The organism is Halomonas sp. AOP12-B1-6 (assembly GCF_052379225.1).
In the GTDB taxonomy this organism is placed as follows: domain Bacteria; phylum Pseudomonadota; class Gammaproteobacteria; order Pseudomonadales; family Halomonadaceae; genus Vreelandella; species Vreelandella casei.
In genome coordinates this window covers 639430-655780 of the sequence record NZ_JBQSYK010000001.1, presented here as the reverse complement: position 1 = coordinate 655780, position 16351 = coordinate 639430, and the positions used below count along the sequence as shown (strand labels likewise).

Annotated in this window: 14 protein-coding genes; 13 read left to right on the top strand and 1 reads right to left on the bottom strand. The window is 50.5% G+C overall.

Going from position 1 to position 16351, the window contains the following annotated elements; translation table 11 throughout:
- Positions 1 to 19: 19 nt before the first annotated feature.
- A complete protein-coding gene (ltaE, locus tag ACT3TR_RS02995; protein ID WP_444624546.1) occupies positions 20 to 1027 on the bottom strand; it encodes a low-specificity L-threonine aldolase in 1008 nt (335 codons plus the stop codon).
- Positions 1028 to 1142: 115 nt separating this feature from the next.
- Here ltaE and ACT3TR_RS02990 point away from each other — a divergent pair, with 115 nt between their 5' ends.
- From ACT3TR_RS02990 to ACT3TR_RS02930, 13 genes are all read left to right on the top strand, one after another.
- Positions 1143 to 2381: an NAD(P)/FAD-dependent oxidoreductase gene (locus ACT3TR_RS02990; protein ID WP_441686589.1), complete on the top strand. Its 1239-nt coding sequence runs from the start codon at positions 1143 to 1145 to the stop codon at positions 2379 to 2381.
- 52 nt (positions 2382 to 2433) lie between these two features.
- Entirely contained in the window at positions 2434 to 2985 is a 552-nt protein-coding gene (gene speG / locus ACT3TR_RS02985; RefSeq protein ID WP_096282418.1) for a spermidine N1-acetyltransferase, read from the top strand.
- Between the two features lie 777 nt (positions 2986 to 3762).
- A complete protein-coding gene (locus ACT3TR_RS02980) occupies positions 3763 to 4575 on the top strand; it encodes an alpha/beta fold hydrolase (protein ID WP_096281810.1) in 813 nt (270 codons plus the stop codon).
- 34 nt (positions 4576 to 4609) lie between these two features.
- The gene (locus ACT3TR_RS02975; RefSeq protein ID WP_096281808.1) at positions 4610 to 5371 is read left to right on the top strand and encodes a metallophosphoesterase; all 762 of its coding nucleotides are present in this window, start codon (positions 4610 to 4612) and stop codon (positions 5369 to 5371) included.
- Between the two features lie 290 nt (positions 5372 to 5661).
- A complete protein-coding gene (locus ACT3TR_RS02970) occupies positions 5662 to 6645 on the top strand; it encodes a Bug family tripartite tricarboxylate transporter substrate binding protein (protein WP_444624547.1) in 984 nt (327 codons plus the stop codon).
- Positions 6646 to 6713: 68 nt separating this feature from the next.
- Entirely contained in the window at positions 6714 to 7184 is a 471-nt protein-coding gene (locus ACT3TR_RS02965) for a tripartite tricarboxylate transporter TctB family protein (RefSeq protein ID WP_444624548.1), read from the top strand.
- Complete coding sequence (locus ACT3TR_RS02960) at positions 7184 to 8695, top strand: tripartite tricarboxylate transporter permease (protein WP_444624549.1); 1512 nt, start codon at positions 7184 to 7186, stop codon at positions 8693 to 8695. The genes ACT3TR_RS02965 and ACT3TR_RS02960 overlap by 1 nt, the downstream gene beginning before the upstream one ends.
- 334 nt (positions 8696 to 9029) lie before the next feature.
- Positions 9030 to 9944 carry a 5-dehydro-4-deoxyglucarate dehydratase gene (gene kdgD / locus ACT3TR_RS02955; protein WP_444624550.1) on the top strand — a complete coding sequence of 305 codons (915 nt, stop codon included), beginning with the start codon at positions 9030 to 9032 and terminating at the stop codon, positions 9942 to 9944.
- 48 nt (positions 9945 to 9992) lie between these two features.
- Positions 9993 to 11060 carry an ABC transporter substrate-binding protein gene (locus ACT3TR_RS02950; RefSeq protein ID WP_444624551.1) on the top strand — a complete coding sequence of 356 codons (1068 nt, stop codon included), beginning with the start codon at positions 9993 to 9995 and terminating at the stop codon, positions 11058 to 11060.
- A gap of 87 nt (positions 11061 to 11147) precedes the next feature.
- Positions 11148 to 11591: a tripartite tricarboxylate transporter TctB family protein gene (locus tag ACT3TR_RS02945; protein ID WP_444624552.1), complete on the top strand. Its 444-nt coding sequence runs from the start codon at positions 11148 to 11150 to the stop codon at positions 11589 to 11591.
- A 17-nt stretch (positions 11592 to 11608) separates the two neighbouring features.
- Positions 11609 to 13132 (top strand): tripartite tricarboxylate transporter permease, encoded by a 1524-nt coding sequence (locus ACT3TR_RS02940; RefSeq protein WP_444624553.1) that lies wholly within the window; start codon positions 11609 to 11611, stop codon positions 13130 to 13132.
- A gap of 19 nt (positions 13133 to 13151) precedes the next feature.
- Complete coding sequence (gene garD, locus ACT3TR_RS02935) at positions 13152 to 14720, top strand: galactarate dehydratase (RefSeq protein WP_444624554.1); 1569 nt, start codon at positions 13152 to 13154, stop codon at positions 14718 to 14720.
- 51 nt (positions 14721 to 14771) lie between these two features.
- Positions 14772 to 16097 carry an enolase C-terminal domain-like protein gene (locus tag ACT3TR_RS02930; RefSeq protein WP_444624555.1) on the top strand — a complete coding sequence of 442 codons (1326 nt, stop codon included), beginning with the start codon at positions 14772 to 14774 and terminating at the stop codon, positions 16095 to 16097.
- Positions 16098 to 16351 lie beyond the last annotated feature (254 nt).

Here is a 16351-nt window from a genome sequence, read left to right as displayed (position 1 = left end):
TAGCCCCACGAGATGCTATTTAGTGCTGGCTAAAGTAGGCTTTCATGACCGCAATGACCTTATCAATATCCGCATCGTTGATATCGCGATGGACAACGAAGCGCGTGGCGTAAAGCATCTCAATAAGCACGCCATGTTCTTTGAGCCAGGCGGAAAGTGGCTGGATATGAGCATCAGGGAAGCGTGCGAATACCATGTTGGTAGCCTGGGAAGTGATTTCAACGCCGGGCAGTTGCGCTAGGCCTTCCGCTAGGCCTGCGGCGCGGCGATGATCATGACTTAAATCAGCCACGTGATGGTCTAGCGCATATTGGCAGGCGGCGGCGATAATGCCTGTTTGGCGCATGCCGCCACCGACCATTTTGCGTAAACGGCGTGCCTTATCGATTAACGCCTTTGAGCCGATCAAGGCTGAACCCATCGGCGCGCCAAGGCCTTTTGAAAAGCATAGAGAGACGCTGTCGAAGGGCTGGCAGAGCTGCTTCAGTGAGGTGTTCGTGGCGACGGCAGCATTAAACAGTCGTGCGCCGTCTAAGTGTGTCGCCAGCCCGCGTTCACGCGCCAAATTCGTTGCTGCAATGACGTAATCTGCCGATAGCACTTTGCCGGCCATCGTGTTTTCCAAGGCCAGAAGTTTACTGCGCGCAAAGTGAAAATCATCAGCCTTGATGGCCGCGCTTATTTTCTCAAGTGGCAGCGTTCCGTCGGAGGCATTCTCAATCGGCTGGGGTTGAATGCTGCCTAAGACCGCGGCACCCCCGCCTTCATAGCGATAGGTATGGGCTGACTGCCCCACGATATACTCATCGCCGCGTTCGCAGTGCGCCATTAACCCGACGAGGTTACTTTGCGTGCCGCTAGGAAATAGCAGGGCGGCCTCTGCCCCAGCCAGCTCGGCTAGAGTTGCTTGAAAGGCGTTGACTGTTGGGTCATCGCCCCACACGTCATCGCCCACCGGAGCCGCCATCATGGCCTCTTTCATAGCGGTCGTTGGGCGTGTCACCGTATCACTGCGTAAATCAATCATGCGCCTCTCCTTTTTTTGTGGTGGCAGTTACTTAGGCATGTTTTCTCAAGCACGTTTTGAAGGATGCATCTATGGTTAACAGCATACTGCAAGTCTCTCCAGCATAGGCAACCCGATGGATCTAAAAAGTGGCTATCCCTATTGGGCGATCAAAAATGGCCTGCTGACAGCGTTTCCCAAGCTTATCCACCATCATGCGTGTGACGTTGTGGTGATTGGCGGCGGTATTACCGGCGCCTTAATCGCTGATGAGCTTAGTCGACACGGCCATCACGTGGTGGTCATTGAGCAGCGTGATGTGGGGTGGGGTAGCTCTGCGGCGAGCACGGCGTTGCTACAATACGAAATAGATACGCACATGACCGATTTGGCCAAACGCTACGGAGAAGCCGATGCAGTACTCGCTTATCGCGCCTGTGCTCAAGCGATTGGCGAGATTGAAGCACTGGCGGTGGCGCTAGGCGACGTAGATTTTGAGCGCCAGAAGAGCCTCTACTATGCCAGTCACGAAGGAGATGTGGCAGCCCTCAAAGAGGAGCTGACGCTGCGCCAAAAGCACGGATTTGATGCCACATGGCTGGACAGTGACGCCATTTTAGCGGAATACGGCTTTGAAGCGCCTGGTGCTATTCTTACCCAGCTGGCAGCCAGTATTGATCCTTACCGTATGGCCTATCGGCTATTTAATGCCGTTGTCGAGCGTGGAGGGGAGGTATACGACCGCACGCAAATGGCGTCCATGTCGCCTGACGAGCAGGGCGTGACGTTAACGCTTACTAACGGGGCTACGCTGCGCTGTCAGCACTTAATTATGGCGGCGGGGTATGAGTCACAGGCCTGGCTACCTGAGAAAGTGGCGATCAATCGCAGCAGCTACGCTTTTATCACCGACCCGCTTGCACCTGAGGCGTTAGGGGCATTACGCCACACGATGGTGTGGGAGTCAGCGCGCCCGTACCTTTATATGCGTTGCACCGGTGACGGCCGCTTATTAGTAGGCGGTGATGACGACGATGAAGATATTCCTAAGCGTCGCGATGCTCGGGTTGAGGAGAAAGCCGCTGGTTTGGCGCGTAAGATAGAAGCGCTATGGCCGAGGCTTGATATGAATCCCACCTTCTCATGGGGCGGCACTTTTGCTGAAACGGAGGATGGCCTGCCTTTTTTTGGCCCTCACGAGGCGTTTGGCTCGCGCGTACACTTTGCCATGGCATATGGCGGTAATGGCATAAGCTATAGCATGATTGGCGCAACGTTGTTGCGCGCGCTTATAGAGGGTAGAGAACACCCGTTGGAAGCGCTGTTTTCGTTTCAGCGTCTGGCTAAATTAGCTGCGCGGCAAGACGACCCTTAACACAAGCTTCAAGATGCGCATGATTGAGCGATATCGATAAGGATGGAAAATGATGGGCCACGCACTTTATTTACGCGCACTGGAGCGCAACGACCTGCGTTTTGTGCATGAGCTAAATAATAACCAGAGCATTATGTCGTACTGGTTTGAAGAGCCTTACGAGTCATTTGACGAGCTAGAGGAGCTTTATAACAAGCATATTCACGACAACGCTGAACGACGATTTGTAGCAGAGGATGGCAATAGTGACGCGATTGGTTTGGTAGAGCTGATTGAGATTGACTACATCCACCGCAGCGGTGAGTTTCAAATTATCATTGCGCCCGATTATCAGGGTAAAGGCTTTGCCCGATCATTAATTCAACAGGCGCTGCACTACTCTTTCACCATCTTAAACCTACATAAGGTGTACCTGATTGTGGCGGTGGAAAACGTCAAAGCAATCCATCTTTACGAAGAGAGCGGGTTTATTGAGGAGGGAAAGCTGGTTCAAGAGTTCTTTATTAACGGAAAATATCGCGATGTAAAACGAATGTATATTCTACAAGATACCTTCCTAGCCCAGCTCGACAGTGCCGACGCTCCAGAAACTAACTGGCTATAAAAAAGCGCCTCGTTCATACGAGGCGCTGGGGGTCTGAAACAGATCTTGAGCAATTGCTTTAGCGCAGGAAATCCTTAATAGCATCAAGGGCAGCTAGCTGCTGCCTTGCGCGCTGTGCCCATACTTCCATGACATCGTCGTTTAATGTTTGAGCTTGGGCGTTTGAATATTGCATGGCGTTCACTCCTTTATTTAAAGGGACATTAGTCAGAGGTGCATGACAGAAATGCATGCAACATTTTGTTATAGAGCCTGTATTGTGCGCAGCAGCATTTTCGCTATTGGTCACGATAGTAAGGACTTTCAGAGGCTTGTGATAGTCCAAACGGTGTAGGTAATCGGCTATTTTATGTAAGCCTGGGCTTACATAAGGTGCGTTAGCGCTATTATATCTTTGAATGGAAAAGGTTTTCATAAAATTAAAAAAGCCGGAAATTATTCCGGCTGCATGGTTTATCTTTTGGTCTTGGGGTAGCAAAAGCAGCTGAATTAACCTAAATAGGCTGTCAGTGCTTCGGCGGCGGCACGATGCCACTGGGCGTTTAAGCTCCAGAACGCTAGAACTTCACTATCGCGCGCAGGGTGTAACGTTAGAAATGTCATTTTGTGGCCCTCCTAGTGGGACAACATCTCTAGTATAGCTGTTTTTTGCTGCATCGCAGCATTTTGCGTAAGAAGCATTCCTGACAATCTAGCCGGCACACATTGGCAATCATTGGAGCCACCGCGCTGGCGTGCTATGTTCATCGTCAACTAATAAAAATCACGTAGCTGCTAATGACGAACTCAGCCTTATCCTCTTTCGAACAGCATGACCAGTGGGTCGATGTGCCCGATGGCCGCCTGTTTACGCGCACCTGGCAGCCAAGTAATACACAAATGCCTGAAAGCCCCATCGTCTTGCTGCACGACTCTTTAGGTTGCGTTGCGCTATGGCGCAGCTTTTCCGCGGCGCTATGCGTCGCCACCCAGCGTCGCGTGATTGCCTATGACCGCGTTGGTTTTGGCCTATCTGCCGCGCGTAACGATATTCTGCCGTTAAGTTTTATCGATGATGAACCCAGCCAAGGGTTTGCAGCGCTTCGCGATGCTTTGGGCGTAGAGCGTTTTATCGCGATGGGGCACAGCGTGGGTGGCTGTATGGCCGTTCAGTGTGCGGGGGCTTACGCCGATGATTGCGATGGTTTAGTCACTATTTCTGCGCAGGCCTTTAATGAACAGCGCACGCGAAGCGGCATCGTAGAAGCCCAGGCCGCATTTCAGGCACCAGAGCAGCTTGCTAAGCTAACCAAATACCACGGCGATAAAGCCCGCTGGGTGCTCAATGCCTGGACAGAAACATGGCTGAATCCAGCGTTTGAAAACTGGTCATTAGTGCCTGCGCTTGAGCGCGTCAAGTGCCCCAGCTTGATCATTCATGGGGCAAACGATGAGTATGGTTCTCGTCGGCAGCCGGAAAGCATTGTGCGCCATCTTAACGGCCCCGCACATTGCGAAATACTGGCAAATATCCATCATGTACCTCACCGTGAATGTGAAGCCGATGTGGTGAGCTTGGTAAGCCAATTTGTTGAGCAGATTTCGCGCTAAATTTCGCTCTGAGTGACGAGTAAGAGGAGAGCCAATGCGCCTGCGTATTTTGTCTGATTTACACTTGGAGTACTTTGATGGATACCGCGAATTGCCTGAGGTTGAGGCTGACGTGGTCATCCTGGCGGGCGATATTCACCGCCAGTGTGAGGGGCTTGCCTGGGCTCGCCGGAGCTTTCCAAACACACCCATTATCTACGTGCCCGGTAATCACGAGTTCTATAATACCTGCCTGCCATTGCTGCGCGAGGGGCTGGCAGAAGAAGCCGAGCGGCTCGAGATTGAGCTACTGGATAGTCGTAGCATTACGCTGAACGGCGTGCGTTTTTACGGCACCACGCTATGGACCGATTTTGCGCTTTACGCCGGTGATCCAACAAAAAATCCGGCTGATACCCTGTCTAAAGCACTACGCTATATGCCTGATTTTCGCATCGTCCAAACCGCGCCAGAGCGCATTTTTACGCCTGAAGAAAGCTGCCAGCTGCATAGTGAAGCGCGTCATTGGCTCGAAGGGGAGCTCGCACAGCCGTTTGATGGCCCCAAGGTGGTGATCAGTCATCATGCACCGCTTCACGACTGCATTCCCGGTCAATATTTAGGCGATGACCTTTCCCCTGCGTTTGCCTCTCATCTTCCTCATTTAATGGGCAAAATGGATGTATGGATTCATGGGCACGTTCATGAGCCGGTCGATATTTTGCGTAACGGCACTCGGATTCTTGCCAATCCCGGTGGTTATCCGGATGAATTCAACCCAGCGCTGTTTAGGCCAGATTGGGTCGTTAATATCTAACTATAATGATCATTGTCAGTTTTGGCCTACTACTTTGGTTTAGATTTCGCGAGTTCTGCTTGCTTCCCCAGCGTGAGGTACTTATCTTCATAGTTGTATGATGTATTACATTAAAGTTCGCGGACGAGTTCGCCTATGCGGTGCTTATCAAAGGTGCTGGCAAAACAGTATTCATAATTTCTTTTGCGTTTGTTTGCTTGGCCATTAAGGGCCTTCACTCTCAAAAGGAGTCACTTAAGAACTCATGCCGAGCCATTCCTTTACGAGTATGTGCACAAGGAGTAGACACAATGTACAAGCATAAGAAATCCCTGCTTACACTGGCTGGAGCCGTAGCTTTATCCTCGATCTCCGGCGCTGTCCTTGCTGACTATCCCGAGCGTGATATTCGCGTAATAGTTCCTTGGGGGGCCGGCGGCGGCACTGATGGTATCGTCCGTAAGCTGACCAGTATTGCCGAGGACAGCCTCGATGTTTCTATGTACGTGGAAAATATTGAAGGGGGCGTTAGCGCTACCGGAACCGGTCAGCTAATGAGCGCTCGCGCAGATGGTTACACTATCGGCGCGCTGACCTACGACAGCCTAGTAACAGTGCCTTGGCAGGCCATGCTGCCGAGTTATGATGTCGATAAGCTTAAATTGATTGCTCGGGTGACGAGCGAACCCGACGCTATCGTGGTTGATGCTGACTCCGACTATGAGTCGATTCACGACCTTATTGAAGCTGCCAAAGAAAATCCTGGCGAGATACGCGTCGCCATCCAAAATCTGGGTGGACGCATCCACTTAGCTATTTTGCAGCTGCAGGATTTAACGGGCGCTGAGTTCCGGATCGTTTCTTACCCAGGCGGGGCCGCTCCGCAGAAAGAAGCCATTTTGTCTGATGAGGTTGATGTTGCGCTAACTAGCCTGGGCGATTTTTCAAATCTTATTGAAGACGGCACCGTACGTGGGCTGGTCGAATTTACAGATACGAAGAACCCTACCTATCCTGACGTGCCAACGTCGGCTGAAGAAGGAATAGACCTGCGCATTGGGAGCTTCATTGTGTTTGCAGCACCCGCAGACACCTCAGAAGAAGCACTTGCGATTCTAGAAGACGCTTATAAGACGGCGTATGACAGTGATGAATTTCAGGAGTGGGTGACCAATGTTGGCGTGACGCCTAATTGGTTAGGTATTGATGAGGTAACCCCCTGGGCTGAAGAAAACGCCGAATCACTATTTAGCGAAATGGATGCACTGGTCGAAGCGGGCGTTATGTCTAAGTAAACAGTAGCGTGAAGCACGTGGCATTGATTTCAATGCCACGATCCATTCACTTAAAGGGTTCTGTATCAATGAACAACGTCGAGCGATTCAGAACGTCGGCAGTACTGTTCCCAGTCTTTTTGTTGATGTTGACTACGATCTATCTGGCAGAAGCATTGAGTATTCGCTCACAGTTTGGCGGTGACACTATCGTAGGGCCACGTTTCATGCCCATTCTTATGGCGATCATCATGTACATCGCACTGGTGGCTGTATTGGTGGGCGAGTGGCGTAAAGATACAGAGGTATCGGCGAATAGCTCTTTTCTCAGGCCGTTAATGATTGTGATGGCAACGGCAGTCTATATCACCGTGTTTCGTCCTTTAGGTTATATCCCTGCCACGCTGGGGTTTGTGGTGGCACTGTTTCTTATTTTTGACTTTGAGCGGAAGCGTCCCGCTTTCTTTGCGCTGTATGCCATTGCCGTAACGGCGGTTTTTTATGGCCTGTTCGCCGGTATTTTTGGCGTGCGTCTGCCTCCAATGTTAGGAGGGTTCTGATGGATACATTTGTTAGTTTTCTGGGCGGTTTTGGCGCCTTGATGAGCTGGGAAGTACTGGGCTTCATGATAGCCGGTTTTTTGATTGGCACATTTTTCGGTGCAATGCCCGGCCTTACCTCCGTCTTGGCCATTGCGCTGCTATTACCTATTACGTACACAATTGATGTTGTCCCCGCACTGGTTATGTGCGCCTCAATATTCATGGCGGGGATGTATTCAGGCAGCATAACGGCCACGACCATCAATATTCCCGGTGCACCATCGTCAATGATGACGGCCGTAGAAGGCAATGCTCTGATGTTAAAGGGGCAGGGCGCTAATGCGCTAGGTCACGCAGCATTGGGCTCCATGATCGGCGGGGCGGTTGGTGCATTATTGCTCATGGCGTTTATGCCGATTGCCGGCGAACTTGCGCTGTTGATCCGTACGCCAGGGAAGTTTTCGCTAGTTCTTTTTGCGCTTGTGGTGATTATTATTGTCGATAAAGGCGCTGTCGCTAAGGGAATTGTGGCAACCACTCTGGGCATTATGCTGGCCACCGTGGGTATTGATGTGCTCCAGCCGATCCCGCGTTTCAACTTTGGCACCGAATTGTTAGTCGAAGGTATCGGCTTGATGCCTGTGGTCATTGGTGCGTTTGCCGTAAGTGAGCTGCTGGTTCAGGCGCAAAACTGGAACCATTCTCTTGACGATACGCTTGATCGTGCCAAAGCGCTCAAAATTCGCCGCCGTGATTTCATTCCACCTTGGTCCGAGATTCGTGAAATCGGTTTTTTTACCTATATTAAAAGCGCCTTCATAGGCTATGCCATCGGCATTCTGCCCGGCGCCGGTGGGTCAATGGCGGCGTTTGTCGCCTATGCTGATGCCAAACGTGGCTCCAAGAAGCCGGAAGAGTATGGTCATGGTAGCCGCGAAGGGATCGCTTCGGCTGAGTCAGCTAACAATTCCATGTGTGGAGGGGCGTTCGTGCCCATGCTGATGTTTGGTATTCCTGGGGATCCGACAACGGCTATCGTGCTAGGCGTTTTGGTGATCAATGGTTTACAGCCTGGGCCGCGTCTTATTGAACAGCAGGCCGACCTGATTGCACCAATGTTTGCTTCTTTGTTCGTGAGTGCGTTGATTCTTATCCCGCTGACGCTATTTTTATTCGGGCCGTATTTTATTCGTATCGTCTCGATTTCCCGTGGCCTTCTCTATAGCTCTATTGCCGTGGTGGCGTTAGTCGGAAGCTACGTAGCAACCTTCTCCATTTTCCAGATGTTTTTGGCGCTGATGTTTGGCGTGCTGGCTTTCTTCCTGCGCAAACATAACTATTCAGTTGTTGCCATGTTACTGGGCTTCATCTTAGGGCCAGACCTAGAGCAGTACTTGCGACGAGCCTTGTCCTTCAATGATGGTAATCCGATCATCTTTTTGACGAGTCCAGATAGTTTAGCGTTCCTGGTGTTGACCGCCGTATTTGCCTATCTGATTCTGCGTAAGAAGCCGAAGCTCAATGCCTGAGTCTCGTCGCTAATTAATAAGCATCGCTTCCTTTATTCGACCCGCACCATAAGAGCCAGCATTGGTGCGGGCGATTACCATTAGGAGTGCGACATGGCGATAAAAACTCGTCCCTTGCCGCGTGCTAAGGCCTGTTGACGGTTGGGCGAAGAAGACTTGGCGGTATAAGGCCTGCTTGCAGCTACTACTTTGGTTTATATTTCACAGCTTGTGCTTGCACCATGCCTTCGGGATACTTATCTTCAGAGTTGTATGATGTATTACATTAAGCGTTGGGCAGCTCGATGGTGCTAGCTCACCCAGGGGTCAACGCATTTACAAAAGAGGGTACAACGTGAAATTTTCAAAAGAAGCAGTAACAAATGCCATTGGCGATGGCCTGCTATCATTTCCTATTACTGATTTTGATAGCCAAGGCCGCTTTGATGAGGCGAGCTATCGTGAGCGTTTAGAGTGGTTCATCAGTCATGATATTTCAGCCGTTTTTGTAGCCGGGGGTACGGGTGAGTTTTTTAGCTTGTCGCTTGACGAGTATCGTCAGATTGTTCGCGTTGCGGTTGAGGTCATTGATGGCCGACTGCCGGTTATTGCTAGCGCTGGGTTGAGCGTTGAAGCAAGCGTGGCGTTTGCAAAGGCGGCAGAAGAGGCGGGCGCTGATGGCATTCTCTTAATGCCTCCATACCTTACCGAGTGCCCACAGGATGGGTTGGTCGAGTATGCACGCCAAGTGTGTGACTCTACTGAGCTAAACGTGATTTATTACAATCGCGGCAACGGTATTATGACGGCTCCTTCCGTTCAGCGGCTTGCCGATCTTTGCCCCAATCTGATTGGTTTGAAAGATGGCAAAGGTGACATTCAGGCGTTAAACAAAATTATCAAAACGGTTGGCGATCGTCTGTCCTATATCGGCGGTGTTCCTACGGCTGAAATCTTTGCCGAAGCCTATCTCTCTATTGGCGTGAATACTTACTCCTCGGCGGTATTCAACTTCGTTCCTGATATGGCGGTTACCTTCTACAAGGAACTGCGTAAAGGAAATAAAGGCGTTGTTAAACAAATTACCAACGACTTTTTCATTCCGTTTGTAGACCTACGTGATCAAAAAGCCGGCTATGCCGTCAGCTTGATTAAAGCCGGCGCTGCTCTTATAGGTCGCCCAGCAGGCGACGTGCGGGCACCGTTGGTTATGCCTTCTTCTGCTGAATGTAAAGAGCTAGAGACACTCATTGATCGTGTCAAGAAGTGATAACCACTAAGCGACAATAAATCAATAATGCACGCAAGAGGTTAACTGATGATGATATCTAAGAAGGTGGTTGCAACCGTTGGCTCAGCTACATTGCTAGCAGCATTGGCCATCCATTCTGGGGTTGTCATGGCTCAAGAGGGCCAGCTCCGCGGTAATATTCGGGTGGTGATTGGCTCTACGTCTACCGGGGGCGACACCTATCAAAATGCCAGCATTGTCGTTGACCGATTAGCTGAGCGCCTTGGTCTCAACATGAAGGTAGATGCGGTTGGGGCAAGCTCCGCTTTTCGTACCCTGGACAGGGACTCTCGCGGCAATACGTTGATGATCTTTCATGATCAGTCATACCTTGGGCACCTTTATGGTGTTCAGGGATATGACGACATTTTTGAGAAGTACATCATTGGCCCCACGATCTCGATTAATCCGGGTAATGCCTATCTAGTACCTAAGGATTCTCCTTATGAAAATCTCGATGACATTATTGAGGCGGTAGGCAGTGGCGAGACTGTTCGTGTTGCGGTCCAGCCTGGTGGCGTTTCTGAGATCGGCTTTAGTGCCTTGAAAAACGCGATTGCTATCGAGCATCCGGGGCAAGAGGATAATTTAGTTGCCGTTAATACCGGCTCTCAGTCCGATAAAAATCAGCAGCTTTTCGATGGCCAAGCCGATGTTATCAATGGCAGCGTTCAGGCCAATGAGCAGTACACGCGCCTGCCGGAAGACGATCAGAAAGCTATGCGGTTTATTTGGCTAACGGCTCGTCAGAGCACGATTGAGCAAGCCAATGAAGAGGGGTTAGGTCAAACCACCCGCGAGCAGTTGCTTGAGTATGTTGAGCCTAACGTCCATGTGACGATTGGGGGCGATGCGGCTGAAGACGAGAGCTTTACCTTCGATAAAGAGTTCTTCTTCCTTTACAACAAAGAGATGGACGCAGGCATCGTAAGCCAGATTGACGAAGCGCTTGCTGAAATCTATGCGGAAGGAGAAATTCAAGAAGTCCTACAGAACTCTTTCTTTATCCCCGATTTTAAACCTTCTGAAGAAGCGTCTGAGTACTTGCACGATAAAATGTCTCGTTACGAAGAAATCATTAATAACATTAAGTAAACGCGGTGAAACTAGCGGCTTGTATGCCGCTAGCTTTTTGTATGCCGAGAATGATAAGCATGCGGCCCATCAATGTCTGGAGCTAGTATGGAGTCAGGTCTAACCAGTTTATTAAGCGTTTCGATAGATTTCGAAACCTCCCACTTATTCTTTCCGAGGATTATCCACTGGATGATGGGTGGCCTGTTTGCCCTGATTTTGTTAACCAAGGTAGCGCCTTTTTTAGTGGCTGTGAAACGAGGCGAGCGGACTCTGCCGATCGTCGGTGAGCCTATGGATCGCTTTCGTTTTTTTGGCACTCTTATCCTTATAGCGGCGTATTTTTACTTGATGGCCGTCGTAGGCGATCTTTTCCCGTATACGGGCTATGGCTTTCTATTTGTTTCAATGGCTTTCGTGCTTCTTATGTCACTTCTGTATGTGCATGAGTGGACGAAAAGGTCAGTGACTATCATCGTCATTAATGCTGTTGTCGCCCCTAGTTTAGCCTGGTTCGTTCTCGCCAAGCTGTTCACCATCACTTTACCGTGACCTAAGCGAGTACCGCCATGGAATTCCTGTCACTGCTCGATCTCACTTTTTTTCTGCTCGTCGGATTTGGAACCCTAGTTGGTATCATCTTCGGCGCTATTCCCGGTATGACGGCGACGATGGCCGTCGCCGTTTGCTTGCCACTGACCTATGCACTAGGGCTTAACTACGGTTTAGCGTTATTACTTGGCCTCTATGTGGGCGGTATTTCGGGTGGCATGGTGCCTGCTGTGCTGCTCAATATTCCGGGTACGCCATCTTCTATTACCACCACGTTTGACGGCTATCCGATGGCCCGTAAAGGTGAGGGGGAAAAGGCGCTACGGATCTGCGTAGTTGCTTCCGTCGTTGGTGGGCTTATTAGTGCCGCTGTACTGTTTCTGTTTGCTCCTTTGCTAGCCGACTTTTCGATTAAGTTCTCTTATGTAGAGAAGTTTCTCATTATTCTATTGGCCCTGAGCGTTATAGCCTCTCTTTCAAGCAGCATGCTGGTGGGTATCTTCAGCGGTGTGATTGGCATCTGGCTTAGTTTGATTGGCGACTACAGTATTTCAGATGGCGGTAATGGTCATACCCGGTTGATGTTCGACTTTATGGAGCCTTACTTATTTGAAGGATTCTCACTGCTTCCGGTATTGATCGGTATTTTTGGTATATCCGCGATTTTGCTAGACGCTGAAAAAGGCGTTCGCAGCGATGTGAGTAACGAGCGTATGAAGGTTGGCAAGCAGAGCCCGTTTTCTCTGTCGATCTTCAAAGGTAGTTTTGTGAATTTAACGCGCTCTTCTTTTATCGGTACTTTTATTGGCATACTGCCTGGTGTTGGTGGCAGCGCTGCATCGGTGCTGGCCTATACCCAGGAGAAAAACCTGGCTCGCGACTCTTCTCAAATGGGTAAAGGCGCGCCTCAAGGGTTGATTGCGTCTGAGTCTGCTAACAATGCGCTAACCGGCGGTGCACTTATCCCGTTGCTGTCGCTAGGTATTCCTGGTGACGCTACGACGGCGGTGCTTATTGGTGCTTTTACTCTCCAGGGTATTCAAGTAGGGCCGCTGTTTATCCCAGAAAATACCGAAACGTGGTACATCATGATGACGGCATTAATATTTGCCAATATCGTCATGTTCTTTTTAATGTTCTATGCCATTAAATACATTGCCAAGGTGGTGATGGTACCCAAACATATTCTCTATCCCATCATTGTCATGATGTGCGTGGTCGGCGCTTATGCGATTAATTACGGCATTATGTTCGATGTTTGGACGCTGCTTATCTTTGGCGTATTGGGCTATGTGATTCAGAAAATCGGTTTAGAAGTGGCTCCTCTTATCATCGGCTTTATCTTAGGAAGCCAGATAGAAGTCTACTTTGTTAAAAGCCTCGAATCTTTTGGCACTTACTCCATCTTTTTTACCAAAAGTCCGATTGCCATGGTGCTGTGGGGGTTAATCGCTGCCTCCGTCATTTTCTCGATCATCATGGGATTTAAGTCTCGCGCCAGGCAAAAGCTGGAATTGAGCCAAGCCGCCGACAATAAATAATCTACTTTTGGAAAACACCATGACACAGACCATGACTAGCGCTCGCGTAATTAAAGTACATCCCAATGATAATGTTGCCATTGTCATTGAGCACGGCGGTCTTGCCGAAGGTGCTCTGATTGAAGAGGGGTGCACCACGACCATGTCGATTCCTCAGGGCCACAAGGTGGCTCTGGTGGATTTAGCGAAAGGTGATCAAGTTGTTCGCTATGGTGAAGTGATCGGTAACGCGGAAACCGCTATTTCTAGCGGTGGCCATGTTAACGAAACAAATATGCGCATGCCTGTCGCGCCTGCACTCGACGAACTACCGCTGGCTACGCGTAAGGCACCGGCCGCTGAGCCACTATATGGCTACACTTTTGAGGGTTTTCGCAATCCTGATGGCAGCGCTGGCACCAAGAACGTATTGGGCATTACCACCAGCGTGCAGTGTGTTGCGGGCACCGTCGACTACGTGGTGCAGCGTATTAAGAGTGAGCTGCTGCCGCGCTTTTCCAACGTAGACGACGTAGTGGGGCTGAATCATAGCTATGGCTGTGGCGTGGCTATTAATGCACCGGCTGCTATCGTGCCGATTCGCACCCTTAAAAACATCGCTTTGAATCCGAATTTTGGTAACGAGATCATGATCATTGGTCTGGGTTGCGAGAAGCTGCAGCCTTCTACGTTGCTTGATGATCGACCCGTAAAAATCTATGAGAACACCGAGGCTGCTGACCCTGAAGCCAATGTGCTGAGCCTTCAAGATGAAAGCTTTGAAGGGTTTGGAGAGATGGTCGAGGGCATTTTGGCCATGGCTGAGCGGCATTTAGAGCGGCTCAATCGCCGTCAGCGGGAAACTTGCCCAGCATCAGATTTAGTCGTTGGCATGCAGTGTGGTGGCAGTGATGCCTTCTCTGGGGTTACCGCGAATCCTGCGGTCGGCTTTGCGACGGATCTTATTGTGCGAGCCGGCGGCAGCGTGATGTTTTCCGAAGTGACAGAAGTGCGCGATGCCATCCATCTGTTGACGCCACGCGCTATCGACGAGCAGGTGGGCAGGGCGCTGATTGAGCAAATGGCCTGGTACGATGACTATCTTGCTCAGGGGCAGGCAGATCGCAGCGCTAACCCATCACCTGGCAATAAAAAGGGTGGTCTCAGTAATGTGGTTGAAAAAGCATTGGGCTCAGTCATCAAATCGGGTAACTCGCCCATTGTTGACGTGATCGGCCCGGGTGAGCGCCTGCGTCGAAAAGGGCTGACCTTTGCGGCCACGCCCGCTAGCGACTTCATTTGTGGAACCCTGCAGCTAGCCGCTGGAATGAATTTACAAGTATTCACTACGGGCCGTGGAACGCCTTATGGGTTAGCCATGGTGCCCGTGCTTAAAGTGTCTACTAACTCCCATCTTGGCCGGCGCTGGCATGACATTATCGATTTGGATGCAGGCTCCATTGCCACGGGTGATGCCAGTATCGAAGAGGTTGGCTGGGAGCTGTTTCATCTAATTCTTGATGTCGCCAGTGGTCGTAAACAGGCCGCCGCTGATCGGCTAGGTATTCATAACGACCTGGTGTTGTTTAACCCGGCCCCCGTAACCTGATTGCAAGGATAGGTTTTTGGTAAGGGGCAATAATAATAGAGGTAACGTCATATGTTTCCGAAGATTAAAACCATGCGTGTGGTTCCTGTGGCAGGCTACGACGGTTTTTTACTGAATCTTAGCGGCGGACACGCACCCTATTTTATCCGCTGCGTGGTTATCCTCGAGGATACTGCAGGCAATAAGGGGGTGGGTGAAATCCCTTCCAGCGCAGGCATACTGAGCGGGCTTGCGCAGTGTCGTGAGTTAGTGGAAGGCTCACCTATCAATAATGTTAAGCAAACGCTTAATCAAGTGCGCCTGTTGCTCGCTCAAAATGGACGTGAAGAGCGGGGCCGCCAAACCTTCGACCTGCGCGTTGCGGTGCATGTTATTACCGGTATCGAGTCGGCCCTGCTGGATCTCTACGGCCAGGCGCTTCAGCTACCCATGGCAGATTTGCTTGGTCAGTATGGGCGCCAGCGTGACCAAGTCGATGTGCTGGGCTATCTATTCTTGTTAGGCGACCCCGGTAAGACAGACTTACCTTACCTTCAGGCGCAGAACCCCCGAGACCGCTGGGACGAAATACGCTATCAAGAAGCGCTGACGCCAGATGCCGTTGTCAATTTAGCCAAAGCAGCCTATGAGCGCTATGGCTTTAAAGATTTCAAACTAAAGGGCGGGGTGTTAAGCGGTGAAGACGAAGCCGATTGCATCCGCGCGTTGCACGACGCCTTCCCTGATGCGCGACTGACGCTTGACCCTAACGGCGCTTGGAAGCTTGATGAAGCGGTTCGAATTCTAGAGCCGATTAAGCACTTGCTGAGCTATGCAGAAGACCCCTGTGGCCAGGAAGAAAGCTATTCGGGACGCGAAACCATGGCAGAGTTTAAGAAGCGTACTGGTTTAGCAACGGCGACCAACATGATCGCGACTGATTTCAAGCAGCTCCAGTACGCCGTTCAATTGAATGCAGTGGATATCCCTTTGGCGGATTGTCACTTCTGGACGATGCAAGGTGCTGTCAAAGTTGGCGAACTGTGCCACGAATGGGGGATGACGTGGGGGTCGCATAGTAACAATCACTTTGATATTTCATTAGCAATGATGACGCACGTTGCCGCGGCTTGCCCTGGCGATATTACGGCGATTGATACTCACTGGATTTGGCAAGATGGCCAGCGTATCACGAAACACCCATTCCTCATCCGTGATGGAAAGCTAGACGTTCCGACCACACCGGGACTGGGTGTCGAGCTGGATGAAGAAAAGCTAATGGAGGCGAATCGCCTATATAAAATGCTGGATGTGACTCAGCGAAACGACGCAATGGCCATGCAGTATCTGGTGCCTGGGTGGGAGTTTGATCCTAAGCGGCCGGCTCTGGTTCGTTGACCATCCGCTGCATCCGCTATTGATGGTAATAAATACTAATTTCAGATATTTACGGTATTTTTGTGTTTTTTATAAATGCTCAGCTGGCGTGCTTCGAACTGATACTTTGGTTTAAATCTAACTTTTTTATCTTGCGCCAGCATGCCTTGGAACTTATCTTTCTAGTTGTATGATGTATTACATAAATTTTATTAGACCGATCTGCTGTACGTGTTCGCACACTGCCGATAATGCCAGCCAATGCAGAGCTGTCA

Excerpts from the sequence above, each read along its gene's own strand:
- garD (WP_444624554.1), top strand. The coding sequence starts at position 13,152 with ATGACACAGACCATGACTAGCGCTCGCGTAATTAAAGTACATCCCAAT.
- speG (WP_096282418.1), top strand. The coding sequence starts at position 2,434 with ATGGGCCACGCACTTTATTTACGCGCACTGGAGCGCAACGACCTGCGT.
- ACT3TR_RS02960 (WP_444624549.1), top strand. The coding sequence starts at position 7,184 with ATGGATACATTTGTTAGTTTTCTGGGCGGTTTTGGCGCCTTGATGAGC.
- ltaE (WP_444624546.1), bottom strand. The coding sequence starts at position 1,027 with ATGATTGATTTACGCAGTGATACGGTGACACGCCCAACGACCGCTATG.
- ACT3TR_RS02950 (WP_444624551.1), top strand. The coding sequence starts at position 9,993 with ATGATGATATCTAAGAAGGTGGTTGCAACCGTTGGCTCAGCTACATTG.
- ACT3TR_RS02975 (WP_096281808.1), top strand. The coding sequence starts at position 4,610 with ATGCGCCTGCGTATTTTGTCTGATTTACACTTGGAGTACTTTGATGGA.
- ACT3TR_RS02940 (WP_444624553.1), top strand. The coding sequence starts at position 11,609 with ATGGAATTCCTGTCACTGCTCGATCTCACTTTTTTTCTGCTCGTCGGA.
- ACT3TR_RS02980 (WP_096281810.1), top strand. The coding sequence starts at position 3,763 with ATGACGAACTCAGCCTTATCCTCTTTCGAACAGCATGACCAGTGGGTC.
- ACT3TR_RS02970 (WP_444624547.1), top strand. The coding sequence starts at position 5,662 with ATGTACAAGCATAAGAAATCCCTGCTTACACTGGCTGGAGCCGTAGCT.
- ACT3TR_RS02990 (WP_441686589.1), top strand. The coding sequence starts at position 1,143 with ATGGATCTAAAAAGTGGCTATCCCTATTGGGCGATCAAAAATGGCCTG.
- ACT3TR_RS02945 (WP_444624552.1), top strand. The coding sequence starts at position 11,148 with ATGGAGTCAGGTCTAACCAGTTTATTAAGCGTTTCGATAGATTTCGAA.
- ACT3TR_RS02965 (WP_444624548.1), top strand. The coding sequence starts at position 6,714 with ATGAACAACGTCGAGCGATTCAGAACGTCGGCAGTACTGTTCCCAGTC.
- ACT3TR_RS02930 (WP_444624555.1), top strand. The coding sequence starts at position 14,772 with ATGTTTCCGAAGATTAAAACCATGCGTGTGGTTCCTGTGGCAGGCTAC.